Origin of the sequence: Mesorhizobium erdmanii USDA 3471, assembly GCF_000472705.1 — a bacterium.
GTDB classification, from domain to species: Bacteria; Pseudomonadota; Alphaproteobacteria; order Rhizobiales; family Rhizobiaceae; genus Mesorhizobium; species Mesorhizobium erdmanii.
In genome coordinates this window covers 24,860-50,653 of sequence record NZ_AXAE01000033.1, presented here as the reverse complement: position 1 = coordinate 50,653, position 25,794 = coordinate 24,860, and the positions used below count along the sequence as shown (strand labels likewise).

The following is a 25,794-nucleotide window of genomic DNA, read 5'->3' as shown; positions in this document are numbered from 1 at the left end:
CGGTCCGCACCACGAGATCGCGAACGAACGGGCCGCTGTGCCAATCATGGGCTATGGCGAAATTCCAAATAACAGCGCGCCATGAAGGACGGTGCCGTCCAGTTCTCGACGAAACTTATCGACGATGACGTGCTGGTCGCGGTCATCAGGGCGCGCCGACCTGGTCAACATCGCAACCCGGGCTAGAGATCTCCAAGTAACCCTGAAAGGACGAGCGGTATTCTGTGCTGGGCCGCGCGGCGACGGTCCTGCTGTCCCTCCTATCCGCACGCTTTTGGACAGCCGCGCTTTTTGCTAAGAAGGCGTCACATGGCATACCCGGAACTCGTTTTAGTGTGGACCCGCTTTGGATGGCGAGTTTGAAATCGACTACGCCCGCCGCGAGCTGCGCCGGGATGGGGTCGCCCTCCCACTAGGAGAGCGGGCGTTCGATGTACTTGCGCTCCTCGCCAAAGCCGACGGCGCTATCGTCGCCAAAGATCAACTCGTCGCATCGGTCTGGCTTAGTGCGGCAATCACGGATTCAGTTTTGCAGGCGAACATAGCTAAGCTCGTGGAGGCCCTCGACGGAAGCGACGTCGAGATAATTTCGTCTGACGCCGGTTTTGCCATACGTGCTGCTGAAGGTAAGCTCTCCGACCTCCTTTGGGAAAGCAACGACAGCGGGGAAACTGCCATTATCCGGCTGGCAGGAGGCGGCAACCTTCCCGCTGAGCGCAAGATATTGATCGGTCGATCCGAGGCTCTCGATGAGCTGAAATCGCTTCTACCTGCAAATCGTGCTCTCACAATCACCGGTCCGGGTGGCATCGGCAAAACCGCGCTCGCGGTCCGACTTGCACAAGAGCTCCGTTCTTCAATCCAAGACCAAGTCTATTTCGTCGATCTCGCGGTCGTAACCGACCCATCGCTTGTCGCTTCGGCTGTTGCCGTGGCAATCGGTGTCGCTGCCGGTGCCGAAACCATATCCCCTGAACTGGTGGCGCAGCGGGTTGGCGCTGCCAGAATCCTGCTTGTGCTCGATAACTGCGAGCACATGGCCGGCGCCGCTGCGGCCCTAACCAACGAATTGATTCAAACATGCGGCAAGGTCTGGGTTCTCGCGACAAGTCGAGAACCGCTCCAGGTGCAGCGCGAGCATGTGTACCGCCTGCCCCCCCTTGCGGTACCCACGGCAGACGTTATTGCTCCATCCATTATCTATGCGAGCCCGGCTCCTCAACTCTTCGTCGCTCGCATGGCTGAGAGCGACCGGCGCTCCATGGCCGCGACATCGGATCTTGCGCCCGTAATCGCGGGGATCTGCCGCCGCCTCGATGGCATCCCGCTCGCAATCGAATTCGCCGCAGCCCGCGCAGGTGCGTTAGGTGTTCCGCACGTCGCCGCGAACCTTGATGATCGCTTTCGGCTACTGGGCGCTGAGGGTGCAATCGAGTTTGGCCGACACCAAACCCTTCGGGCAACGTTAGACTGGAGCTATGACCTGTTGGCGGATGTGGAACGCATCTTACTCCGTCACCTCGCGGTATTTGCTGGCGGGTTCACCGTCGAAGGTGCCACGGCAGTCCTGGGGCGCGTCGGAGCGGCCCCGATAAATGTCCTTGAATGGATCGCAAGCCTCGTCACCAAGTCGCTAGTCATTCAAGAACGTATCCCGGGGCGCTGGCGGTTGCTCGAGACCACACGCGCCTACGGCTACGAGAAACTGACTGAGCTCAGTGAGAAGAAGGAGGCCCAAAGGCGACACGCCGAGTTCTTTCGGTACATGTGTTCGCCGGATAGAGGCGGTCGAATGGGCCTCTGGCCGCCTGGCCCACAAAATATCGGACGTCTCGTCGCCGAACTGGACAATGTGCGAACTGCCCTTGAATGGTGTTTCTCGAAAGATGGCGATCCGGTGCTCGGAGTCCCACTGACCGTCGCCTACGTACCTGTCTGGCACTATCTCGGGTTAATGGCGGAGAGCTCGGAAAGGTGCGAAGTCGCCATTGAAAGGCAAAATCCCGAGCATGATCATGACGAACGCCTCTTGATGCAGCTCTTGATGCGCAGTACTGGCGGCCTTGGCGCGTCACAACGGCGTCATAAAACTCATTCGACAGCAGCCAAATCCCTTGAGATCGCTAAGCGGCTCAAAGATCGGGACTGGGAGTCACGATCGCTTCGCCTAATATGGGCTTGCCACTTGTTTAATGGCGATGTGTCATCATCTTTGCCGATTGCAAAGCAGTTGTTAGATATGGCGATCAGTACCGAGGACGACGTCAGGATAGCCGAGGCAGAACGCACCCTGGGCTACTCGAAGCAGATGGCTGGTGAGAATACTGCGGCGCGTGCATTGTTCGAGCAGGCGATCGCAAGGTATCCCCCGGTCAAGCCTGAGCAATTCCAATGGTTCAGGTATAACGAGCGCGCCGTTTCTCGCGCGATGCTGAGCCTTGTGCTGTGGATCGAAGGCTACGCGGATAGAGCGGTAGCCGAAACGCGGCTAGCCCTCGAAGAGGCCTCCAGTGATAGGCTTGCGGCCTCTCAGTGCAATGTCTTGCGTGCAGCTGTCTGCCGCATCGAAATCCTCGCGGGAAACTACGAGGAGGCGTCAGCGTCCATCGCTTTGCTGAGAAATCTTTCGAAGCAGTATGGTTACAATGCGTTTTTCATGACCGGAGAACTGCTGCAAGGGGCGTTGCTCGTTAAACAAGGCAATCTGTCACGTGGGGTCTCCATGCTTCGCAAAACTCTAGACGACGTGCTTATGACCGAATGGACTGGCTGGTTCCCGGAGTTTCTCGCCATTCTCGCCGAGGGTTTGATTGGGATGGGCCGCCTCAATGAGGCTGCAGCAGCACTCGAAGAGGGCATCGTTCGCGCGGAACGAGGAGGGGAGCATTGGTATCTTCCGGAGCTCTTTCGGCTGAAGGGCGAGTTGGCAATTGCGAACGGGTTGGATGAGTCTCTGGCCGACCATTGCTTCAACCAAGCCGCTGAGCTTTCAGCGAAACAACGGGCAACGTCGTGGGAGCTTCGGATTGCCGTTAGCCGCGCGAGGCTCTGCCGCCAAGCTGGCCGAACGGACCAAGGCCGAAGTATACTCGAGTCTGTTTACCGCCGTTTCACCGAGGGATTGGACACGGCTGATCTTCGCAAAGCAAGGGAGCTACTCGATGCGCTCTAGTATCGACATCTCGGCTGAAGTACCCGCGCGAACCGGCTACATGGTCGTTGTGTTGGCCGCAGCCTATACGTTCAGTTTCATGGACAGACAGATCCTCGGACTCATGATCGGTCCAATTCGGCAAGATCTCGGGATCAGCGATGTCGAGGTAAGCCTTCTTCAAGGCTTGGCTTTCGCGCTTCTGTTCGGACTTGGTTCATTGCCGGCGGGGCGGCTAGCCGACCGAGGCAATCGTTCGGTTCTGATCGCGATCGGAATCTGCTTTTGGAGTCTGATGACAGTGGCTTGCGGCTTCGCGAGGAGTTTCGGAGGTTTGTTCATTGCACGTGCCGGAGTTGGCATAGGGGAAAGCGTGCTCTCTCCGGCCGCTTATTCGATGCTTGCCGATGCTTATTCGCCACGCGATCTTCCGCGTGCCATGGCAGGATTCATGATGGGCGGAATTGTCGGTGCCGGCCTTGGCTTCGTTGTTGGTGGGCTCGTCGTCAGTTATGTCTCGCAGGGCACGACGCTATACCTTCCAATCCTCGGTGAGCTTAAGTCCTGGCAAGCAGTCTTCGTGCTGATAGGGCTTCCAGGCTTGATGGTCAGTGCGCTGGCTCTTACCCTTCGCGAACCCACGCGCCGTGGTCTCCTGAAGGATGTACGCGACGGCCGGGTTTCCTCGCTGTCGACGGGCGGGGTCCTGCGACATGTGATGGGGCGTTGGCAGGGATATGTCCCGCTGACGTTGGGAGCAGCAGCACTTTCGGTGCTGGGTTATGGGTACCTTGGATGGTTTCCAACGTATCTCATCCGAGACCACGGTGTCAGTCCGGGCTCAGCAGGCGTAGTTCTCGGTGTGGAGTATCTTTGCGTCGGACCGCTTGGCGCGCTTGGTGGCGTGCGGTTCGCTCGCTACATGCAAGGGCGAGGGTATGTCGATGGGAATTTGCGGGCGGTTGCCATCATGGCATCTGCATTTGTCCCGCTGTCACTGGGAACCCTGGCGTCGAATGCCACGGTCGCGTTCATCGCAGCCGCGCCTGTAATTTTTCTCCTGTCGGCCTACATCGGGGTCGTAGCGGCGTCGTTGCAACTGGTTACGCCAAATCAGATGCGGGCTCTCGTCTCCGCTCTGTTTCAGATGACAATCAATGTGCTCGGCTTGAGTATCGGGCCGACGATCGTCGCAGCAACGACGCAGCACGTGTTCCAAAACGACCTCGCTGTCGGCAAATCCCTTGTCATCTCGGTCGCGGGAGCGGGTTTGATTTCGACGTGCCTCCTGACCTTAGCGCTCCCTGCCTATCGTCGAATGCTGGCCGAAAGCTCATCTTGGAGTTCCAGCAAATAGCCTCCAGCATCTACATCGGCTACGCAAACGGTTGAACCCGGAGCGGCAGAGTTGACAGGTTTGGCGGCGGGGAGAGCAACAGAATCGCTGCGCCGTGTCCCCAGGCAATCAGACAGAAGGCATCGATATAGACGAAACGCTCCAATGGAACCCTGAGCGTGGCTATGCAAAATGCGAAGTCGGCTCTTTTTCGCTTCCTGCATAGCGGCGAGGCGAGAACTTGCGTTCTTATACCCGAGCAAAATGGACAATTCGGGATGACGTCATGACAAGACGTGAACTACTCGCCTTCACAGCTGCTGCCAGGGCCCGGTCCGACCTCGCTCATGTGGCTCGTGTCGCCACTCTGAATACGATGACGACATCAATCGCACACGAGATTAACCAGCCTCTGGCCGGGATTCTGGCCAACGCCAACACATGCATTCGCATGCTTGCGGCCAATCCTCCGAATCTCGAAGGAGTTGCGGAGACCGTTCGCCGGACGATCCGCGATGCTGATCGTGCGTCCAAGATAATCAAACGGCTCCGGACGATGCTTTCGAAGAAGGAATCCTTCGCAGAGGAGGTCGACCTGAACATCGCTGTGAAGGAGGTGATCGCCCTTTCATCTGCCGAACTGCAGACAGCGGGCGCGCTCCTGCACACTGATTTCACTGACAACCTTCCCGTTGTCGATGCGGATCGAGTGCAGTTGCAGCAGGTCATACTTAATCTCCTCCTCAACGCGGCGGAGGCGATGGCTGGCGTCGACGATCGGCCGAGGAAACTCGTCGTCAAATCCGGGGCCGATGGCGAGGGTAACGTCGCGATTAGCATTCGTGACTCTGGTACTGGCATCGATCCTTCCGACACCGAAAAGCTTTTCGAGACATTCTACACGACCAAGCCGAACGGGATGGGGATCGGGCTTTCCGTATGCCGCTCGATCATTGAGGGCCATCACGGCCGAATATGGGCCACGGCCAACGATGGGCACGGTGCGACTTTCCACTTCTCCATTCCCGTGCACGGGCAAATCACACGCTACGAGAGACCGAGCGGAAACACGCGAGGTCGCAAGGTACAAGAAAGTCAGGATGAGAAGGGGATGATGTGCGTGGATTGAAGGCCGCGTAGGCGCGCGCCCGGCGCAACGCGCGACCTTAACATATTGCCCTATTCATCAGGGTTTGCGAACTCCCCGACCTCGCGCTAGCGTTGTCGACGGCGTTTCAGCGAAACGGTGGCGGTAGCGTTCAGCAAAGCGTCCTAATTCAAAGAAACCCAGATCCGTTGCTATCGCCGTGACCGTCGTCTCCGGTGTGGCCACAAGGAGCTTCTGCCTAGCCGCTTCAAGCCGCCGCCTAATGAGGAACTCGTACGGCGAACAGTCATGGACGCGCTTGAAGTACTGTTGCAGCGAACGGACCCCAACGCCAGTCGCGGCTGCAACCTCGTCGATTCCAATCGCATCTGTCAGATGCGCATCAATCCACTCTTCAGCGCGGCGGACTTGCGCTCGGCTGATATCCAGCACCGTCTCGAAGCCAATCGGCGAAGTCTCGGATAGACACTCAACAATAAGGCTCAAAAGAAGCCGCTGTGCATGCATTCGAGAGTTGCCAGGTGCAGCAATGGGAGAGCCATCCCTTTCTGCTTCGGATGCCATCCATTTGGCCATGGAACGCATGGTCGCAAGCCGGGCGCTATCCGGCAACGAGCCCACCCAGTTAGAAAATTCGGGCACCTTCCTGAACCGTTGCTGCATGCCTATCCTGATGACGCCGGCGTCAACCGTCAGAAGAAGCAGCTTGAATGGGTTGATGTCGAGATGGAGATCGGTGTCAGGCGCGTGCGTGACGGCGTTGCCGGCATGCGAGTCAAACTTCTTTCCATTTACGGTATGACCGATTGATCCATCCTCGTGAAAGAATATTCGGAAATGATCAGAGAGAGGGCCCTGTGCCGTAAGATCAACGGCACAGTCATGCTCTATGTAGGAGAAGCCGATCTTCTCCATATCGAGTTGGTTCCAGCGAATGCCGTATCGGAGATCGTCGGTCTTGATGCTCCGATTCCGTTCCCAAACTTGGCCGGCGAAATTCGCACCTTCGTCGAGATCGCCGCTCGCAAAGACACGATGTTTAGAAAGGAATTCCATGAGCGCGCCCTTAGCCGTTACGTGCCACGCGAACCAGAAGCTTCCCGAAGTTACCACCGGAAAGCATTGCGATAAACGCTTCGGGCGCATTCTCGAGCCCTTCAACGACATCCTCGCGATATTTGATTTCGCCCCTCGCGACGAGAGGACCGATCTCTTTCTGGAAGGTGTGGTAGTGCGTTTCGAGGAACTCCGTGTTGATAAACCCCCTTAAGTGAAGACTGCGTCTCAGAATCGCGGACATGTTCGCGGGTAACCTGTCGGATGCGGATCCGCCTGGACCATTGTACTGGGCGATCAGTCCGCACACCGGAACCCGCGCATACACATTCAGCAACGGAAGCACCTCATCCCAGACGTAACCGCCGACGTTCTCGAAATAGACGTCAATTCCGTCGGCACAGGCGCTCGCGAGCTCCGATGAGAAGGTCGGAGAACGATGATCCACGACGGCATCGAACCCTAGTTCGCTCTTCACGTAATCGCATTTGTCCTTACCGCCGGCGATGCCCACGGCGCGCGCACCTGCGCGCATTGCGAGCTGACCAACGAGCGATCCGACGGGACCAGACGCCGCGGCGACCGCCACAGTCTCTTTTCGCTTCGGCCGGCCGATTACCTTCATGCCGCCATAGGCTGTGAATCCTGGCATGCCGAGAACGCCGAGAGCAGTCGAGGTGGGGGCACCGTGCGTGTCGACATGCCTGACGTTGGCGGCGTCAACGACGGCATACGTGCACCAGCCGGTCATCGCCCGGACGATTTCACCCGATTTGAACCACTCGCTGCGCGACTGCAGGACTTCGCAGACCGCCTCGCCTTCCATGACGCCGCCGACAGGAACTGGCTTGGCATACGATTTTGCATCGCTCATTCGTCCGCGCATATAGGGATCCAGCGAAAGAAACAGGACGCGGAGGGTTATCTGGTTTTCTTCCGGTTCGGGGAGGTCGGTTTCCTCAATCCTGAAGTGCTCACGACCCGGCATTCCCTCCGGTCTACTTGCCAGAACGATCGAGATCGTTTCCATCGCTGCGTCCTTCGCTGGTATGTGATGACGGTCCCGAGGGAAGTCATAGTCGACGGGTCAGATAAGGGTGATGGTTACGTCGATGTTCCCACGTGTCGCCTTCGAATAGGGGCAAATCTGGTGGGCCTCGTCGATGAGCGCCTGCGCGACGTTCCGCTCCACGCCGGGGACTGCTACGGCCAGGCGAGCCGTCAAGGAGAATCCGGTCGCTTCGGACTGATTAAGATCAACCTCCGCGTCGATCGTAACGTCGCCGGACAAGCTGATCCGCTTCTTGCGCACAAGCAGGCCGATGGCGCTTTCGAAACATGCCGACCATCCAGCGGCAAACAGTTGTTCGGGATTGGTGCCCTTTTGCGCCGTGCCGGGAACCCCGAAATTCACATCGAGTCGCCCGTCTGAACTTCGCGCGACGCCGTGCTCGCGACCGCCGCTAACGTGCGTTTTGGCCGTGTAGAGAATTTTTGATTGCTGATCCACGATATGCTCCCTGGTTCTTGTATGGATGAGCCCAGACGCGCCGGCGGTCGGTTGTTCCTGTTCCGGCACGTTGGGGACGGTGAGACGTCCGGCTTTCGCAAGCCGGGCTGTTGCCCTGTCTATTCGGCTGCGGCCATCGTTTGCCTGGCCGACGATATCGCCTTGAGGATTTCGTTCGTCGTGACTATTGCGCTGGCGTAGTTTGGCATGTTGATCTCCAGCGCGGCATGCATCATCTCTTCGGAGTAGTCCGCAACGGCGTCCTTGACGACGGTGACGTCGTAGCCGAGTTCAGCCGCAAAGCGGACCGTCGCCTCGATGCAGGTGTGTGCGATCAACCCGATGACGATGAGCCGGTGGATGCCCTGTCTCTTGAGCTGGTTGTCGAGGTCGGTGTTGGCAAAGCCGCTGGAGCACCAGTGCTCCGATGCCACGGTCTCGCCGGCAACCGGTACGAATTCCGCTCGGAACTGGCCGCCCCAGGTGCCGTATTCGAAAGTTTTTCGTTGCCAAGCGAGCTTCTGGATCGGGGCGATGTACTTCCAACTTTCATAGTCGCCCTCGCGGTACCGATGATGCATGGCGAAGAAGACCCGAAGCTTCGACTCGCGGGCCGCCTTCAGGATTTGCTCCATGTGCTTGACGCAGTTGTTGGCTTCGGCAACCCCCTGGATGCGGGGCCAGATCTTGCCGCCTTCGGAAATGAAGTCGTTGTAAGGGTCAACCACCAGCAGGCCGGTGATCTCGGGGTCGTAGGACAGTAGTGTCATGACGCTCTCCCTGGGCCTTCAGGCAGCCTTTGATGACTGCTGGTTACGGTATGCAAAGCGCTCGATGCTCGCTGCGAAGAGCGGCGTTTCGCCCTTGTTGTGGGCGATCGACATCGGTTGGCGCTGCGCCCGGAACACTTCGAAGGGGATTCCCTGCCTGTCGAGGGAGGCCAGCATGTCGTCGGTCGCGAAGGACTGGACGCGATTGGTGAATTCGCAGCGATCCTTGTCGATGGCTTTGACGCTGAGTTCCCACTTCACATGGATCACCACGCGGCCGGTCGGCGTGAAGACGTCGGAATCAGAGTCCAGGACCAGACGGGTCTTTTCACCGAGTGTTTCGACATAGTGCTGTATCATCAGGCTGCCGCCGATCGTCTCAACGTTGATCGACATACGCGTCCCGTCGGGGGCGGTGGTGAAGCCGGCCGCGATATGGGCCGGCGAGCAACCTTGGTATTCCTTCTCCGGAAGCGAGAAGCACCAGGTGGGTATGTCGATCTTCTCGATCGGCGCGTTGATGATCGCGCTGAAGCTGGAATCGACGATTTGGTTGTCGCGCATTGTCATTCTCCTTGAAGATGAGTGTGTGTGAGACTGTGGGTGATAGAAATGCCGCGGCGTGCCGGAGCCGCGTCACATCAGATTTGTTCGCGTAGCGTCCTGAAGGAGGCGCGAAGTTCGGCGGTGAATAGCTCGGGCTGTTCCCAGGCCGCGAAATGCCCGCCCTTTGCCGGCCGCGCATAGTGGATAAGCTCCGGATAAGCTTTCTCCGCCCAACTTTTCGGCGCCTGGTATATCTCATCCGGGAAGGCGCTGACGGCGACCGGGATCTTGATGCCGCGTGGATCGAAGAAACCGCCCGTGGGGAAATGCGCATTGTCCCAGTAGAGGCGCGCCGACGAGATCGCTGTGTTCGTTAGCCAGTAGAGCGTGACGTTGTCCAGAATATCATCGGGAGACAGGCCCTCCTTCTCGCCGGCGATGGACCGAGCGATCATCCGATAGCTGCTGATATCGTGATCAAGCATCCAGGCGGCGAGCCCGATCGGCGAATCTACGATCCCGTACAAAGTCTGGGGCCGATTGTTCATCTCAATGGCGTACCCGAGACCGTTCTTATTGAAATCGTCGAGCTGCCCCCATGCTCTCATTTCGTCGGGGGACAGGTCCGCTGGCTGCAAACCCGCAGCGAGTGCCTTCGAGATCTCAGCAGGCACGGTGGCGGGCATGTTCGTGTGGATGCCGAGAAGTCCGACGGGTTCCTGCACGGCCATGTTTTCGGTGACTGCGTTGCCCCAGTCCCCGCCCTGGGCGACATACTTCTTGTAGCCGAGGCGCTGCATGAGGACGGCCCAAGCCTTGGCGATGCGCGGCGGGTTCCAGCCTGTCTCCCTGGGTTTACCCGAGAAGCCGTAGCCCGGCAGCGAGGGGATGACGACATGGAAGGCATCGGCCTCGGTTCCGCCGTAGAGGGTCGGATCGGTCAGCGGCTTGATGACTTTCAACTGTTCGATGACCGAGCCAGGCCAGCCGTGAGTGATGATAATCGGCAAAGCGTTCTCATGCTTCGAACGGACATGGATGAAATGAATGTCGAGACCGTCGATCTCGGTCATAAACTGGGGGAAGGAATTGAGACGGGCTTCGACCCTGCGCCAGTCATGGTCCTTCCAATGCCCGGCAAGCTTCTTGATGGTGTCCAACCGGACACCTTGGCTGTCGTCCGCTACATTTTCCTCATCGGGCCAACGCGTAGCGGCTACCCGGCGGTGGAGATCCGCGAGTTGCTCGTCAGAGGCCGAAAACTTGAACGGCTTCAGCTCAGACTTCGGATCAGTGGCGGCGCGCGCCTGCGGTAGCATGCTTACTGCACTTGCTGCCGCAGCGGCCGCGAGGAGTGTTCGACGAGTGACCGTTGGCTGTAGGTTGGACATGACATTCTCCTGCGTGTTTGCCTTGCTTTTGCGAGCAACAAGGTCACACCGAACGCGCATCGCAGCCATCGCACCTTGGTATCGTAGATACCTTGGTATCGGATATGCCCCGTCGGCGAGCGTGAGAGTGACGTGTCAATGCTTGATGACGCCACGCCGGTGAGGAGTGCGTGCTCAGAACTCGGCCGAGCAAAATGCCTGGGCAAGTAACACCCTCAGCGGGCTTAGATCGGGAAATGGAAGGCGAGTTGCGCTACTCGCTGGGCCAGGAGGATGCCGACCTCCCGCCTTGGTTGGGCGAGAGGTCGTCAGCGATCAGTGCGCCGACGCTTAAACCGCTGCGAGAGCCGGGAGATGGGCTGCGAGGTTCATTTCGAAATCGTTGTGCTTACCCATGCCGAGCTCGATGCTCTTCCTTCCTCGCGCCTGTGCTCCAGGCCACCCAGAGGCCAATGAGAAAGTCGCCTGCGATTCCTTCAGATGGTCCTCGCTCGGAATTGAGCCTCGATTAAGCAGCCGCTTGGCGGCGGTCAGTGCCTGCTTGTCGAACGACGCGATACGCCGGGCCAGATCCATGACAAAGCTATCCAGTTGCGCGTCAGGAAGCGCGCGGTTAATCCATCCGTAGCGTTCGGCGGTTTGCGCATCGAAGTCATTTCCCCCGAGCACGATTTCAAGCGCCCGTGCCCGGCCAGACAGCATGGGGAGACGCTCCAAAGAGCCTCCGCCGGGAACCAGGCCGACGCCGACTTCCGGCTGTCCGAAGATCGCCTTTTCGATGCTGGCGAACCGCATGTCGCAACCTAGGGCGATTTCGCTTCCTATGCCGCGCGCGCGACCCCGTATCGAGGCAATGCTGACTACTGGAGCATTCGCCAGACGGAGGCTAATCTGCATCCAGGAAGGTGCTTCCGATGCGGACGTGGAGGCAGGCGCTTTGCTCGCGATGTCCCAGTGCGCGAGGAAGAAGTCGGCGTTCGCGCTCTCGAAAACAACGACCTTCAGGTCTCCCGACTCCGCCATCTCGGATGTCAACCGATAAAGCTCTTGCAGTGTCTCGTGATTGACCATGTTGATGGGCGGATTGTCGAAAATGACACGCCACAATGATGGAGTCTCGAGTTGGACGGAAAATTGCTTGTAGTCATACATCGGATATCTCCATGTTCAGACTGCCGGTCAGGGGCGACCGCAGGAACTGAATCTTGATCGTGCAAAAGCAAAAATGAATTGCACTTTTGTATCGGAGCGGCTGAACACTTATCGCCGGATTGCGTGCCGGACCCTTCAGTCTGCGGCGCCAGCCAGCCGTAGCGCCTGATGCAAATCTTCGTCGGTGAACGGTTTGAACAGGCACTCCACCGCCCCGTCGCGCATCAGCCGCGTCCGCACGTCGTCGTCTTTGATTGCGGTGATGAAGATTGTCGGGATCTGCCTCCCACGTCTTACAAGCTCGTGTCGAAGTTCAGGGCCGGTCATGCCTGGCATCGCGATGTCGAGGACCATACATTGGGTGATCTCCAGCGCATTGGAGTTCAAGAATTCGTCCGCTGATGCGAAGGCTTCGACCGTTGCTCCAAACGATCGCAGAAGGTCAGGGAGGGCTTCGCGGACAGACTCGTCATCGTCGACTACCGAGACGTGTGTTGATCGACTTTTCATGAAATCCTCCCTGCTGTCTCGTCCGCCGTCAGCACGTCCCCTTCAACTGAACCATCACTCGTTCGGCGAACCGTGTGCGTTGGAACCGTGAAGCCCACTGTCACTCCGTGGCCGGCGTTCGCGATGGCCCATAGTCGGCCATTATGGCTTTCAATGATGGAGCGACTGACCGAAAGACCGATGCCCATGCCTTCCGGCTTGGTTGTATAAAACGCGTCAAATATCCCTGCCGCACCTTGCACACCGAACCCTGAGCCCGTGTCTTCGATTGACAATTTGATCTCGCCGCTGCTCGCTTGGGTCTTCAAGAGGATACGCCTCGGCCGGTCAGTAACGTCCGAAAGTGCTTCGATGGCGTTTCTTAGCAGGTTGGCGATGACTTGCTGGAGCTGAACCCGAGCGCCGGCGACCCGAGGCAGATTTGTTTCAAAGTCGGTCGTCATCGACGTTCGCGCGCGCTGAAGATGGCTCGACAATAGCGCGATCACTTCGCCAGCGACGTCATTGATATCGATTGCCTCCATGAGCGGAGGTTTCCTGCTGAACAATGCCCTTAGCCGGACGATGACGTCTGCAGCCCGGTTCGCGTCACGGATCATCCGCCGGGCCGTATCTCGCGCGACATCTAAATCTGGCGGGTCCGTCGCAAGTACCCTCAGATATGTGCTCGCGTTTGCCACAATTCCTGCGAGCGGCTGGTTCAACTCGTGCGCAATCGAGGCGGTGAGCACGCCCAAGCTCGTAACGCGCGTGACATACGACAGCTCGGATCGGGCCTTGTTGAGTGCATCCTCGGCGTTTCGGCTCTCGGTAATATCCAGCAGCGCTCCAATTAACTCTTGGTCGCCGTTCTTGTTCTTCGCACTGTGTGCGAGGACTCGAATATGTTTGAGCGTCCGGTCCAACGTCACCAAGGCGATCTCAAAATCGAAATCCGCGTCTCCTTCATGAGCCTTGGCGATAACACCCTCGACAGTTGGAAGGCTCTCGGAATTGAGGCTTGAAAGAACGGTATGGAGCGTTACTTGAGTGGAGGGATCGACGTCGAAGATACGATAGGTTTCGGCGGACCATATCAGTTCGCCTGTAGCAAGGTTCAACAAAAAGCTTCCCGTTTTGCTGAGCCGCTGGGCATCGGCAAGAAAAGCCTCATTGCGGCGGAGATGTTCTTCCGTCCGCTTTCGGTCGTCGATGTCCGTCAACAGACCGTACCACCGGTCGATCCGGCCGTCGGCATCCCGCAAAGGAAGCCCACGAAGCTGAAACCAGCGCCAGGCGCCATCATGCCTCAGGAAGCGAGTTTCATAATCATAGGGCTTACCAGTCGCGATCGAGGCCATAAAACTGTCGACGCAAAGCTGCAGGTCATCGGGATGCGTAATGCCATTGGTAGCCCAGTTGTTGAGGGTCGAGAGCGGAAGCTTGAAGTAATCGACTATCTGCTGGTTGCCGTCGATCAGCTGGCCGTCCGGGGCGAAGATCGCTATCATTCCCGCGATGCCGTCAACTATCAACCGGGATTCACGCTCTCGTTCCCAGAGCGCGCCTTCGGCTTGCTTTCGGTCTTCGATATCTATGTGCGTGCCATACCATTTAATGATCTTGCCATCACCGTCACGGAAGGGCATCGCGCGGAACAGGAACCATCGATATTCCCCATCGGAACCACGCATCCTCGCCTCGAAGTCAGCGGGAAGGCCGGAGGCGAGGCAAACGTTCCATGATGATGCGAGATGGCTGGCGTCGTCCGGATGAATAACTCCGGTCCAGCCCCACCCCTCCGCCTGGTCCGCGGTTAAGCCCACATAGGCCAGCCAACGATCATTGACAAAGTCACAGTAGCCATCGGGACGGCTCGTCCAGACAGTCAGAGGCAATGCATTGATGATTTTGCGGAGTTCCAATTCGTTGCTCTTGAGGGCTTCCTCGGCCTGCTTACGCTCATCAATGTCGATGTGCAGTGCGTACCAGCGGACAATGCCGCCGTTGTCGACCTTTAGAGGATGGCCAATCACCTGGAACCAGCGATATGCACCGTCGGCCCGTCGCAGGCGCACTTCGACGTCATAGGCGCTTCCCTTGGCGACCGCTCCTTTGACCGCTTCAGTCACGCGCGTCATGTCATCGGGATGAACGACGTCGCTATCGCCCCAATTGCGCAGTTCGTCCAAAGTTCGGCCGTAGTACTTTTGGAGGTGACCATTGATTGCCTTCACGTCGCCATCTGCACCGAGGACGCCGATGCCTGCGGGGATGTTTTCGAGGGTTAGCTTAGTCTCGTTTTCGGAGGCGCGGGACGCCTGCTCGCCCGTCTCACCATCGATTTGGGCGGCCCGCTCTGCACTGTGAGAGCGAGGCATAGACGTCTCTATCGCCCAGCCGCACCACTTCACTACTCGATCGTGTTCGCGCATTGGGTTGCAGCGGAGACGAAGGCAGCGGCTCCCTCCATCGGCGTGCGGGGTCGGCATAATAATTTCGAAGGCGTCGCCCCTCGACACCAGCGATTGCCAGCGCCGAGTGAGTTCATCCACCTCTTTTGCCGGGGCAGCAACGGGCCATGCTCTATCTGACCAACTGCCTGACAAGCCGATGTATTGTGTCAGGGCCCTGTTCATGAAATCGATGCGCCCATCCGCAAGGGCGGTGAACACCATTCCTGGCAACGCATCAAGAACCCGACAGAGCTCCACTTCCATACCTGTCCTTTCGCGGGATCCTCTTGCAGACCCTGCGACTTTCACAACTTCTCGTATACTATCCGATGGTATCGATTGAACTTGTATCGCGTAGAGGGCCTGGAAACATGCAGGCGCGTACTGGCGCTGGAGTGTGCTGGGTTCGAGCTTTTCTAGGTCGGCGAAGTTGAGGAGAGATGCAGCGCCTGGCTACGACCTTGCCCGACCAAGGAAGTACAGGACGCTATTCCAACTGGAGCCGGGCGGCCATGTTCACGAGGTCGGGAACGGTGCGCGCGCCCATCTTCCGCATGACCTGGCCTCGATGCGCCTTCACAGTAACCTCGCTAATATCCAGCTCGAACGCCACCTGCTTGTTGAGTAGACCCTTGATGACCCGCACCATGACTTCGCATTCGCGCTTCGTAAGCGCCCTATAGCGGCGCTGTAAACTTTGAAACGCCTCGAAGTCTCGCAACATCGCTTCGCTCTGCGCCAGGGCCGATCTGACAGCGTCCAGCAGTGCCGTCGTGTCGATGGGCTTCGTCAGGAAGTCCAACGCGCCGCCCTTCAGCGCCTTGACGGTGATCGGAATGTCTCCAAAGCCTGAGACAAATATGATCGGCATCCGGCTTCGGCTCGCCGATATCATGCTTTGAAGGTCAAGGCCGTTCAGTCCAGGCATGTTCACATCGAGCACAAGGCAGCACGGCGATGTCAGCAGCGGTGCTTCAAGAAAGGACTGCGCGGAATCAAACAGCATTGGTCGCCAGCCTTCCGAGGCTATCAAAAGCTCGAGAGATTCACGTACGGACACATCATCATCGACAATGAAGACGGTTGCCCGCTCCATCGAGATTTGAGAGCCCCCATCCGTCACAGTCGAAATCATGCGGTACATTCGCTCCTCCTCGAAGAAGGCACAAATCTCATCGTCCAATAAAGAAATCATAGCACATTGGGGCTTTGACGACACGGCCTCACCGAGTGTCTATGGCGAGGCCACCATCTGCCCCTAGCGCGCAAAGTCCATTGCACGATGGTATCGAAAAGCAAGTTTGGCTTATGAAAGAGGGGCCGGCAAACTCCTTATTTCCATGAATGGGTATCGACTATAGCCTTGGTGAAGGCGTCGGGCGCCTCCTGGGGCAGATTGTGCCCGATCCCGCCAGAGACCAGTCGATGCTCGTACAACCCCTTGAACTTGCCGGCATAGGCTTTCGGATCGGGATGAGGCGCACCGTTGGCGTCACCTTCAAGTGTGATCGTCGGCACCTGGATGTCGGGAGCCTTGGCGAGTTCGGCTTCGAACTTGTCGAACCTCTTCTCGCCCGGCGCCAGTCCGAGCCGCCAGCGATAATTGTGCATCACGATCTCCACATGGTCTGGGTTCGCGAAAGACGTCGCGCTTCGATCGAACGTGGCGTCGTCGAAGTTCCAGCGAGGCGATGCGAGCCGCCAGATGAGCTTCGAAAAATCACTGGTGTACTTCTCGTATCCCTGCCGGCCGCGTTCAGTGGCGAAGTAGTATTGGTACCACCATTGCAGCTCGACCGACGGTGGCAGAGGCGCCCGGCCGGCGCTTTGACTTCCTACGAGATAGCCACTGACCGACACCAGCGCTTTGCAACGTTCAGGCCAAAGAGCGGCGACGATGCACGCCGTCCTTGCACCCCAGTCGAAACCTGCAATTGTTGCTTTTTCGATCTTGAGGGCGTCCATAAGCTTGATGGTGTCGACGGCAAACGCGGCCTGCTGGCCATTGCGCTTCGTCCGTGGGGAGAGGAAAGTCGTAGCTCCATATCCGCGCAGAAACGGGACGATCACCCTGTAGCCTTGAGCCGCCAGCATCGGAGCGACCGCTGCGAAGCTGTTTATGTCGTATGGCCAACCGTGCAGCAATAAAACTGGATGGCCGCTGGAAGGGCCGAGCGAGGCATAGGCCACTCTGAGATCGCCTGCGTCTATAGGTTCGTTCACTTCCAACGCCGCGCCCTGTGCTCGGGCGGCGGGCTCCTCGGCTTGGGCTGTACCCGTTCTTCCGCCGAGGAAGCCGGCCGCGCTAAGCCCAAGTGCGACGCCGCCGAGGGATCGCCGAGTGAGGTTCGCAAATTCGACATTTTCTATCACCGAGTTTCTCCGTAGCCTGAGCCTGAAGGCCCTTCATCGTAAAAGGCCTCGTTGCGCGTTTGGAATGCGAGGGACTGTGAGATGATTGGACTGAAGGCGCTACTGAACCAAGGTATCGGCGATCGACGTCCGTTGGTACCTCAGCCATCGATGAGCCGCTGACCACGTTGCCGTCCGTTGAACGATCTCTACTGACGCGCCTACACGATGAATCTTGTTGCTCGAGCCGCCTGTTTTCGCTCTGGCGACGAACAGGTTTACGCTGATGGTCGACTGGTTCCTTTCGGTTTGGCCGCTGCAGATTCAGAGCAGCTAGGGCAATCCTTTCACAACGACCGGCACTCCTTTGTAGGACGGTGTGCCGGACTGACGGTCGAAGTGGCTGAGCGATATGACCGCATTCATTTCCGGGTAGTAGCCGGCAATTGAGCCTTTCGGAATGTCGTAGGCCACGGCTGTAAAGCCGCTCACCACACGAGGCTGATCGCCGTCGCCCATTACGCTGCGCACGTCGATCCTATCGCCGTCCTTAAGCCCGCGGCCAGCAAGGTCATCGGCGTTCATGAAAATCACGTCTCGCCTCCCGAACACACCGCGGTAGCGATCGTCGAGGCCGTATATCGTTGTATTGTATTGGTCGTGACTTCGTATTGTCGTCAGAACCAGCGTTTCCTCCCCGCAGAGCACCGGGTCTTCAATTAGGCCAGGAGCCAGGAGGAAATTCGCCTTGCCAGTTTCCGTGTTCCAGCGACGGAATGAGGCGGGCACATCGAGACGAAAGCCGCCGGGCATTCGCACGCGCCTATTGAAATCAAAGAAGTCTGGAAAGACCTCCTCGATCTTGTCGCGAATACGGTCGTAGTTCGCGATCATGCCATGCCAGTCGATGCCGTGCCGGTTGCCGAGCGTCGCCATGGCGATCCCAGCCACGATCGCGGGCTCAGATCGCAGCAGCTCGCCAGGCGGGTTCAGAAACCCCCGGGACGAGTGAACCATAGACATCGAGTCCTCGACAGTTACCGCCTGCGGGCCGGACGCCTGGGTGTCGAGATCGGTGCGGCCGACGCAAGGGAGGATAAGCGACGTCTTCGCCGTCAGCAGGTGAGACCTGTTGAGTTTCGTTGCGATGTGGACGGCGAGTTCAAGCTTGCGCATACCTGCGAACGTTGCTCGCTGATCGGACATCGCGACCGCCAGGTTTCCGCCAAGGCAGACGAGTGCCTTAGACCTTCCAGCTATGATGGCCTCAACCGCTTCGACCGCGTTGTGCCCTTTTTTGCCTACTGGCCGAAATCCAAAAGCCCGCTCGATACCTTTCAGAAGCGCCATGTCAGGGACTTCGGTGATGCCAACGGTCCGATCGCCCTGGACGTTGGAGTGGCCGCGAATGGGCGCGATCCCTGCGCCTTGGCGGCCGATATTGCCACGCAGCATCAAAAGATTGGCTATCTGCTGAACATTGTTTGTCCCCTTGGCGTGCTGAGTGATGCCCATGCCATAGCAAATGATGACGTTTTTTGCTCGGGCGTAGACCTCGGCGGCGCTTTCAATCGCCTGTCTGGATAGTGCGCTTGCCGAGGTGATCTCGTCCCAGGTTGTGGCATCGATGTCGGCGTACAGCGCCTCGAAGCCAGATGTGTGTTCGTCAATGAACCACCGGTCCAGGACACCTTGGCCGCCAGCAGCATAACTTTTGGCGTCGATGGCGAAGACCGCCTTCATGATACCTTTCAGGACAGCAAGATCTCCGCCGACGCGAACCTGGTGATAGGCCGAGGCGATCGGCGTCGAGGACAACGCCAACATTTCGGTCGGATCCTGAGGCGCCGCAAAGCGCTCAAGCGCTCGCTCCTTGAGCGGATTGAAGACGACGATCGGAACGCCCCGGCGCGAGGCGTCGTGAAGCGTCGTCATCATGCGTGGATGGTTTGTGCCTGGATTGTGCCCAAAACTGAAGATCGCATCGGCATGGTCGAAGTCTTCGAGAGTGACCGTTCCCTTGCCGACGCCGATCGACTTCGGCAGTCCGACACTGGTGGCCTCGTGGCACATGTTCGAGCAGTCGGGAAAATTGTTGGTGCCGTAGGCACGCACAAAAAGCTGATAGAGAAAAGCTGCCTCATTCGATGCGCGTCCGGAAGTGTAGAATTCGGCCTGATCAGGGTCGTCGAGCTTGTTCAATTTGGTGGCAATCAACGTGAAAGCGTCGTCCCATGAGATTGGTTCGAAGTGATCGTGTTCAGAGTTGTAGCGCAAAGGCAGTGTCAAGCGTCCGGCGTCTTCAAGCTGGTGATCCGTCCAGTTCCAGAGTTCTGAACAGCTATGCGTCTTGAAGAAGCTGGCGTCCGTTCTCTTTGCCGTGCACTCCCAGGTGACGGCCTTGGCGCCGTTCTCGCAGAATTCGAAGGACGAAGTATGCTTTGGATCGGGCCAGGCACAGCCAGGGCAGTCAAAACCATCCGGCTGATTGGCCTTGAGCAGGGTCCGGCTGCCCTGTGCGATGATCCGCTGGTGGGCAAGCGTCTTTGCCACCTCCCGCAGAGCATCCCAGCCGCCCGCCGGGTGGCTATAACGTGCGATACCATCTGGACGTCTGTTCTTCATGGAGAGGTCCTTCACTCGTCGTCGATCCACGGTCGAAGTCATCACCGTGGGACAATATGTGTATTGAGGCACAGGGTGCTCAAGTTATCCGAAGGGCTCGAGTTGGCTGAAGCTTGTCTGGCAGCTTCTGCGATGCAGCCCGTTTCGGTCATGCGCGATGATGGGAGCCGTTCGTCCGCGCCAAGTGTCTAGACACAGTGATTGTAAGGCCGTCTCCGAGGGGGCGGAGACGGCCTTGGCGGATCTGACGGATCCGCCCGGCTCCAGTGGAGGGGAGGGCACTGGAGCACTGTAGTGGTATTAGCCTGCCCTGCTTCATGATTCAGTTGGGTGTAAGCTCGGTTGGCGCCAGCCTTGTCCGCGAGAACCGGTTGGCAGATCCAACGGATAACACTCTCCGCCACCAGTTTGAGTTTGTGATGATTGCGATTTGGATCAGTGTACCGCCTTAGCCGCTTCAATGATCACGTTTGCGACCTGCCGTGGCTTCGTCCACATAATGACATGGTTGCCATCGAGCTCGGTTGTATGGGCACCTATGTTCTTCGCCATCGTCTCTCAATCTGAGGAGGGATCGCGCCGTCGGCTTTCGGCACAATGAACCAACTCGGTTTCGTTTCGTATGCCGCATGCAACAACCGGTCGTCAAAAACGCCACTGAACGTGGGAATTTGCGTCGCTGCAATTACGGCGACCTCCTGCCTGCTCACGTCCTGGGCGAAATATTTGCCCAGTGTTTGTTCAGAGAGCCATAGGTAACCGCCGCTGTCCTTTTTCAGTGAAGCAGCCCACGGCGCTGGCGGACTTCCGGCGGATGCGCTGTTAATAGATTGTCCAACCGGCAGAGCGAAGGCCGCGACGTAAACGAGGGCTTTGACCTTCGAGTCCATCCCTGCCTCGGTGATGACCATGCCGCCCCACGAGTGACCAACCAGAATTACCGAGCCGGGGACGGTTTCAATTGCTCGTTTGGTAGCGGCGACATCATCCGCCAGCGAGGTGAGAGGGTTCTGCACAGCAATCACCCGCAGTCCCTTGGCCTGAAGCAATGGGATCACTTTGCTCCAGCTCGATCCGTCGACGAAGGCGCCGTGCACCAATACCACTGTTTGTTGCGCGTCGGCGGCCGTGGCAGGCAAGGTCGCCACCGTGGCGTAGATTGACAAGGCAGCCGCAAAAAATGGATTCCAGATGTACGACATTGTCGGTTCTCCAATTTGGTTGCGACAATCGCTGGCGCGCATCGCTGGTTGGCCAATGTCGCAGCTGGTGATAGATCGCAAATTGTTCGGCCGCTTCGGTTAAGATACGAAAGGTCTTTCTGTGAATCGATTGGACGATGGTATCGTCGATACCTTGGGATAATATTGGCTGCGGTAAGTAGACCATCTCCTGGTGATGGATATTCGTCAAAAATGGCCTGGCATTTTCTCATCCCCGATCAGGAAGGAAGATGGACCTTTAGCACTGACAAAAGCGGTGGGCCGGCGGCCCACCGCTTGACGCTTCAGGGTGTGGGATTCAATTGCCCCAAATGCCTTGCCCGATTTCCGGCCAAGGTTTTTTGGTCGGTACGGCCGTCGTCTTGGGGGCGACTGTGACATGCTTGGCCATATGGGGCTTGTGGATCGATGCGGTGGACCTTGTGTCAACGAATGCCGACTGGTTGCTGACTGTGCCGTAGTGGTCGCTACCGGCAAACGCGGTGCTCGATCCGCCAAGAATTGAAGCTACTAAAAGTGCGATTTTGGTCATTCCGAGTAGTCCTGTTTCAGCGTTGTGTCCGTCAAGCGACGTATCTTGGGAGGAAATTGCGTCTCTCGGACCGCCGGCAAGTAGGGCGTCGTCGCGGGCGGTTCCAATATACAAAGGTATGTATTCGTAGAAGCGGCTTGGGCGGCGGGCGAGCGCCGACCTCGATACCTACGCGCTGGCCGTCAGCCGAGCATTGCGCGATGCCTACCAGACGAGGCCGCGTTGCCATCGGACCGAAACGACCAGGGGACTATCCCGCTCCGTTTCTCGGACTAGGAGCGCTCAACCAAATGCTCCAGCATCTCGCGGCAAGCACGTCACAACGGAAAACTCGTTGGCCAAACAGTCCAATTCCTACTAGCGAGCCGGTTGCCCCACGGAAGCGCGCAAAAGGCAAAGCGAGGCTGCGAGCAGAACGAGATCCTTAAGTAAGAACTGTCCGATCGGGGCGGATATTGCCGGAAACCCACCTGCTGTCTGCTCGGCAACGCCCGGCGTGGTGAGAAAGAACGACAGAGTTATCAGGTAGGTCACGCAGGACATAGCGGCGCCGAGCGCGGAGGCCAGCGGAGCGAAGGCGCCGACGATCAATGCAATTGCAGTTAAGAGTTCGAGCACCCCAATGATGTCGCTCGCGCCCCTAACGCCGAAGACGGCAATCAACCAGCTCAGAATTGGGCTGTGCTGGATAAACAGAGCGATCCCGTTCGCCTCGTAGCCGGTGAACTTCATGGCACCGAACCACAGAAAAACGACCACCAGCGTCCATCGCAGCAACGCCAGTCCATTCGTCCCGCCGGCGTCTTTCTCGGCGATGCGAAGCGCCGCGAGCCAATTGGCTGCCTTCTCCCAGAAAGGCGGTTGCGCCTGCTCGGACGCTTTGCCGCGCGGTTTCGTATCTATGTTCATGCAGTCTTCAGTCAACATTTGGGAGACTCCTCGAGATTGATTTTGTTGCACGATTGGACGGCACCGACCTCGATCCTTGCTCAATCTTCAAGCCGATCCATCCGGGCCGACGCAGAACATCGCCGATCTTTAAAATGACCGAGCAGTCGGCCAGGACACAATCGTACTAAGGTGTCCATGAACCAAAGTATCGGTACACAGAACAAAAAATGGAAATTTGCTTAAAAAATCTACATCTAGTCTTGGCTCAAATTTCTCTGCATGAAATAGAGTAGAACTTTCATTAGGTCAGTCGGATTTTTTTGGCAAAGGGAAGAGCAACTGCTGCAAGGCAGAGGACCGTGCCAATCACGGCGAAAGTGTCGCTGAAGCCTAGAATTAAAGCCTGGCGATGAACAATCGCGCCGATCGCAGCGATGGCCTTGTGTTGTGCAATAGCCGGATCCGTTACCCCGTGGGCAAGGAAATATTGCGTGAGATCGTTAATCCTGGCGCGCACCTCGTCCCGGGATAAGGTGACAGATTGGCCGATGAGATTCGAGTGGAATTGCTCGCGCTTGGTAAGCAAGGTTCCCAACGCAGCCGTTCCAACGGCACCACCGAGATTGCGTAGCATGTTCGATAGGCCTGACGCCGCACCCGCTTCGCTTGGACCAATGCCGGTGGTCGTGATTACCGTAATTGGTGTCAACACCAGCGCCTGACCTATTGCGCGCACCAGGTTCGGCACGAAGAATTCATCGCCAGCGCTGTCGAGGGACAAGTGGATGTTCATAAAGCAACTTGCCGCAAATATCGTGATCCCAATGAAACCGACAAGGCGGACGTCGAGCCGTGTCATCAGAGACGGTACAAACGGAATTATGATAAGCTGCGGCAGGCCAGTCCAGGCTAACACCAATCCGATCTGCTCGGCGTTATATCGCTGCACCTGGCCAAGATACTGAGGTAAGACGTACACCGTTCCAAACAACGCTACGCCGACCAGCACATTGACAATGATACCGATGCAGAAATTGCGTCGCCTCAAAAGACGCAGCTGAACGAGCGGTTTATCCACCTTCAGTTCGATGATAATAAAGGCAGAAAGGAATCCCGCTGCCGTCAACGCCAGTTTTAAGATGAACGGCGACTGGAACCAGTCGTCCTTGTTGCCTTCCTCCAGCGCAGTTTGTAGCGCAGCCAGCCCGATCGCCATCGTGCCGATCCCCGCCCAATCTCCTTCTCTTAAAAGCGACAGCTGCATCGGCCTCTTCTCGAGCGTGAAGTAGAGTGCCACGACCATTACCATGCTGGGTGGCGTGTTGACGAAAAAGACTGTCTGCCACCCATAGTTCTCGGTCAGAAACCCGCCGATGGTTGGGCCGATCGCCGGCGCGAAGGTGACAGAGAGCGCGAAGAGAGACAGTCCGAACGCTTGCTGAGACTTAGGCAATTTGGTGAGAACCATGGTGAATGCCATCGGAATGAGGACTCCGCCGACGAAGCCTTGGAGGCCGCGCAGCAGGATCATCGAACCAAGGTCGCGGGCGAATGCGCAAGCCGCTGAGAAGATCGGGAACAGCACGGCATTTGCGAGCATGAAACGCCGAAAGGAGAAGACGCGGCTAAGATAGTCAGTAAGTGGGATGACTACGATCTCGCCGATCAGATAGGACGTCGAAATCCAGGCGCCGTTATCGACGCCGGTGCCAATGCCGCCTTCGATTTCCAGCAGCGAGGCGTTCGTGATCTGGATGTTGAGGATCGCCATGAAGGCGCCGATCATGCCAGCAATCACTGCGATCCAGGAAGCCGTTGACGCTCTGTCGGACTGAGCCATGACAAGCGCAGTCGAGTCGCGAGATCTAATTGCTGCGGTTTGTGCCGTCATCATCACACCCTCTTGCCCGTGTCGGGATAGCCGGTACTCGATTGTGCTAGTTGATTGGTCCGGAGGCCGAGGCGAACTCGGCGGCAGATGGTTTGGTGTTGATGGTTGGGTAGACCGACATGCCGGGGCGTAACTCAACCAGCAGCCCCCGATCGAGAACGATCTTCACGGGGATGCGTTGAACGACCTTCGTGAAGTTGCCGGTCGCATTGTCCGGTGGCAGCAGCGCAAACTCTTGGCCGCTCGACGGTGACACGCTGTCAATGTGGCCCCTGATGACCTGACCGGGAAAGGTGTCCACCTCGATATCCACAGGTTGTCCAGGCTCTACGTTGGCGAGCTGAGTTTCCTTGTAGTTTGCAACAATATAAGCGGCGCCCGTCGGCACCACGGCCATTAATTGCGTGCCCGCCTGGACAAATTGTCCGATACGCAAGGTGCGATTTCCTATCGTTCCGGCGATGGGGGCGGTGATCTCAGTGTAAGAGAGATTGAGCTCGGCTTGATCCTGATCTGTCCTTGCGCTCGCGAGCGCCGCTCTGACTTGACCGAGTTCGGCATTGAGAACGTCGAGCTCGCTGGTGGCGTTGGCAAGTACCGCGGTGTCTCGGTTAACCGCAGCACGGGCGGCAGCGATTTGAGAAGCAGCCAGTTGCGCGTTTTGAATGCTGCCGAAGCCCTTCTTTGCCAATTCAGCGTGACGTTGGTCCTCCTGCTTGGCGAAGGTCTCGCTCGCCTGATCAACTGCGATTGTTGCCCGCGCCGCTTCGATCTGAGACAGTTGGGCCGCGAGAGCTGCCTGCTTGCTGACGATATCGGCCTCGGCCGCCTGGACGTGCGCCTTGGCTTGCTCAAGACTTACTACGAAGTCACGGTCATCAATGCGCGCAAGGATCTGTCCGTCCTTTACCGCCTCGTTGTCGCCAACGAGCACCGCTGCGATGTAGCCGGATACCTTGGGCGCAATCGTCGTACTGTCGGCCTTGACGTAAGCATCATCAGTAGAAACCAGGAAGCGACCAACGGTCCAGTAATGCCAGCCTGAATGAGCGCCACCGATAAGGGCTGCAACAGCTACCACGGCGAAAAGAAATACACGGAGCAGTCGTTTTCGAGGTTTGGTGTGCGTGTCGACCTCCGCCGCGTGGGGAGGGCTAGCATCCGCGTCTTGCGGAATCTCAAGATTGGGCACTGCTTCACTGATCGGAAAGGATTTGTCCATCGTCAAGACCTTTGATGCTTGCTCGCGGTCCGTTCCTTCGGATGCCGCGTGAGCGGAAATTCAGCCTTTGTCATCCAGGAAAATTACGCCTTC

At 57.9% G+C, this 25,794-nt stretch carries 20 protein-coding genes; 3 read left to right on the top strand and 17 right to left on the bottom strand.

All coding sequences use genetic code 11. The annotated features are described in order from the left end of the window. Window positions 1–346 precede the first annotated feature (346 nt). The 3 genes from A3AU_RS1000000137330 to A3AU_RS01000000135990 all read left to right on the top strand — a co-directional run bounded on the left by A3AU_RS1000000137330 (window position 347) and on the right by A3AU_RS01000000135990 (window position 5,616). Window positions 347–3,172, top strand: a complete 2,826-nt coding sequence (locus tag A3AU_RS1000000137330) for an ATP-binding protein (protein WP_027055234.1) — start codon at window positions 347–349, stop codon at window positions 3,170–3,172. Continuing rightward, window positions 3,162–4,508: a spinster family MFS transporter gene (locus A3AU_RS01000000135995; protein WP_032918040.1), complete on the top strand. Its 1,347-nt coding sequence runs from the start codon at window positions 3,162–3,164 to the stop codon at window positions 4,506–4,508. Before A3AU_RS1000000137330 ends, A3AU_RS01000000135995 begins: the two co-directional genes overlap by 11 nt. Before the next feature lie 265 nt (window positions 4,509–4,773). Continuing rightward, entirely contained in the window at window positions 4,774–5,616 is an 843-nt protein-coding gene (locus A3AU_RS01000000135990) for a sensor histidine kinase (RefSeq protein WP_051355451.1), read from the top strand. A 57-nt stretch (window positions 5,617–5,673) separates the two neighbouring features. Here the strand turns inward: A3AU_RS01000000135990 and A3AU_RS1000000137325 are convergent, their stop codons facing one another. The 17 genes from A3AU_RS1000000137325 to A3AU_RS0124405 all read right to left on the bottom strand — a co-directional run bounded on the left by A3AU_RS1000000137325 (window position 5,674) and on the right by A3AU_RS0124405 (window position 25,701). After that, the gene (locus tag A3AU_RS1000000137325) at window positions 5,674–6,651 is read right to left on the bottom strand and encodes a helix-turn-helix domain-containing protein (RefSeq protein WP_051355450.1); all 978 of its coding nucleotides are present in this window, start codon (window positions 6,649–6,651) and stop codon (window positions 5,674–5,676) included. Window positions 6,652–6,661: 10 nt separating this feature from the next. After that, window positions 6,662–7,681: an NADP-dependent oxidoreductase gene (locus A3AU_RS0124480; protein ID WP_027055233.1), complete on the bottom strand. Its 1,020-nt coding sequence runs from the start codon at window positions 7,679–7,681 to the stop codon at window positions 6,662–6,664. A 57-nt stretch (window positions 7,682–7,738) separates the two neighbouring features. Further along, a complete protein-coding gene (locus tag A3AU_RS0124475) occupies window positions 7,739–8,161 on the bottom strand; it encodes an organic hydroperoxide resistance protein (RefSeq protein WP_027055232.1) in 423 nt (140 codons plus the stop codon). A gap of 119 nt (window positions 8,162–8,280) precedes the next feature. Continuing rightward, window positions 8,281–8,931, bottom strand: a complete 651-nt coding sequence (locus tag A3AU_RS0124470) for a cysteine hydrolase family protein (protein WP_027055231.1) — start codon at window positions 8,929–8,931, stop codon at window positions 8,281–8,283. An 18-nt stretch (window positions 8,932–8,949) separates the two neighbouring features. Next, window positions 8,950–9,495, bottom strand: a complete 546-nt coding sequence (locus A3AU_RS0124465; protein WP_032918038.1) for a hypothetical protein — start codon at window positions 9,493–9,495, stop codon at window positions 8,950–8,952. Window positions 9,496–9,572: 77 nt separating this feature from the next. Continuing rightward, window positions 9,573–10,868, bottom strand: coding sequence for an epoxide hydrolase family protein (locus A3AU_RS0124460; RefSeq protein WP_027055229.1), 1,296 nt, complete (start codon window positions 10,866–10,868; stop codon window positions 9,573–9,575). A gap of 330 nt (window positions 10,869–11,198) precedes the next feature. Then, on the bottom strand, window positions 11,199–12,020 hold the full coding sequence (locus A3AU_RS0124455; RefSeq protein WP_027055228.1) for an enoyl-CoA hydratase/isomerase family protein: 822 nt from the start codon (window positions 12,018–12,020) through the stop codon (window positions 11,199–11,201). Between the two features lie 135 nt (window positions 12,021–12,155). Then, window positions 12,156–12,530, bottom strand: a complete 375-nt coding sequence (locus A3AU_RS0124450) for a response regulator (protein ID WP_027055227.1) — start codon at window positions 12,528–12,530, stop codon at window positions 12,156–12,158. Beyond that, window positions 12,527–15,229 carry a PAS domain-containing protein gene (locus A3AU_RS01000000135980; RefSeq protein WP_081709650.1) on the bottom strand — a complete coding sequence of 901 codons (2,703 nt, stop codon included), beginning with the start codon at window positions 15,227–15,229 and terminating at the stop codon, window positions 12,527–12,529. Before A3AU_RS01000000135980 ends, A3AU_RS0124450 begins: the two co-directional genes overlap by 4 nt. Before the next feature lie 223 nt (window positions 15,230–15,452). After that, window positions 15,453–16,109, bottom strand: a complete 657-nt coding sequence (locus A3AU_RS0124440; RefSeq protein ID WP_027055226.1) for a response regulator transcription factor — start codon at window positions 16,107–16,109, stop codon at window positions 15,453–15,455. Window positions 16,110–16,297: 188 nt separating this feature from the next. Beyond that, complete coding sequence (locus A3AU_RS0124435) at window positions 16,298–17,335, bottom strand: alpha/beta fold hydrolase (RefSeq protein ID WP_027055225.1); 1,038 nt, start codon at window positions 17,333–17,335, stop codon at window positions 16,298–16,300. A 315-nt stretch (window positions 17,336–17,650) separates the two neighbouring features. Continuing rightward, complete coding sequence (locus tag A3AU_RS0124425; protein WP_027055224.1) at window positions 17,651–19,942, bottom strand: FdhF/YdeP family oxidoreductase; 2,292 nt, start codon at window positions 19,940–19,942, stop codon at window positions 17,651–17,653. Window positions 19,943–20,478: 536 nt separating this feature from the next. Continuing rightward, entirely contained in the window at window positions 20,479–21,144 is a 666-nt protein-coding gene (locus A3AU_RS1000000136950; protein WP_245235558.1) for an alpha/beta hydrolase, read from the bottom strand. Between the two features lie 319 nt (window positions 21,145–21,463). After that, window positions 21,464–21,697: a DUF680 domain-containing protein gene (locus A3AU_RS1000000138275; protein WP_081709649.1), complete on the bottom strand. Its 234-nt coding sequence runs from the start codon at window positions 21,695–21,697 to the stop codon at window positions 21,464–21,466. Window positions 21,698–22,054: 357 nt separating this feature from the next. Then, the gene (locus A3AU_RS0124415; protein ID WP_245235557.1) at window positions 22,055–22,624 is read right to left on the bottom strand and encodes a YkgB family protein; all 570 of its coding nucleotides are present in this window, start codon (window positions 22,622–22,624) and stop codon (window positions 22,055–22,057) included. A 265-nt stretch (window positions 22,625–22,889) separates the two neighbouring features. Further along, window positions 22,890–24,428, bottom strand: coding sequence for a DHA2 family efflux MFS transporter permease subunit (locus tag A3AU_RS0124410; RefSeq protein ID WP_032918054.1), 1,539 nt, complete (start codon window positions 24,426–24,428; stop codon window positions 22,890–22,892). A gap of 97 nt (window positions 24,429–24,525) precedes the next feature. Further along, on the bottom strand, window positions 24,526–25,701 hold the full coding sequence (locus A3AU_RS0124405; RefSeq protein WP_032918035.1) for an HlyD family secretion protein: 1,176 nt from the start codon (window positions 25,699–25,701) through the stop codon (window positions 24,526–24,528). Window positions 25,702–25,794: the final 93 nt, after the last annotated feature.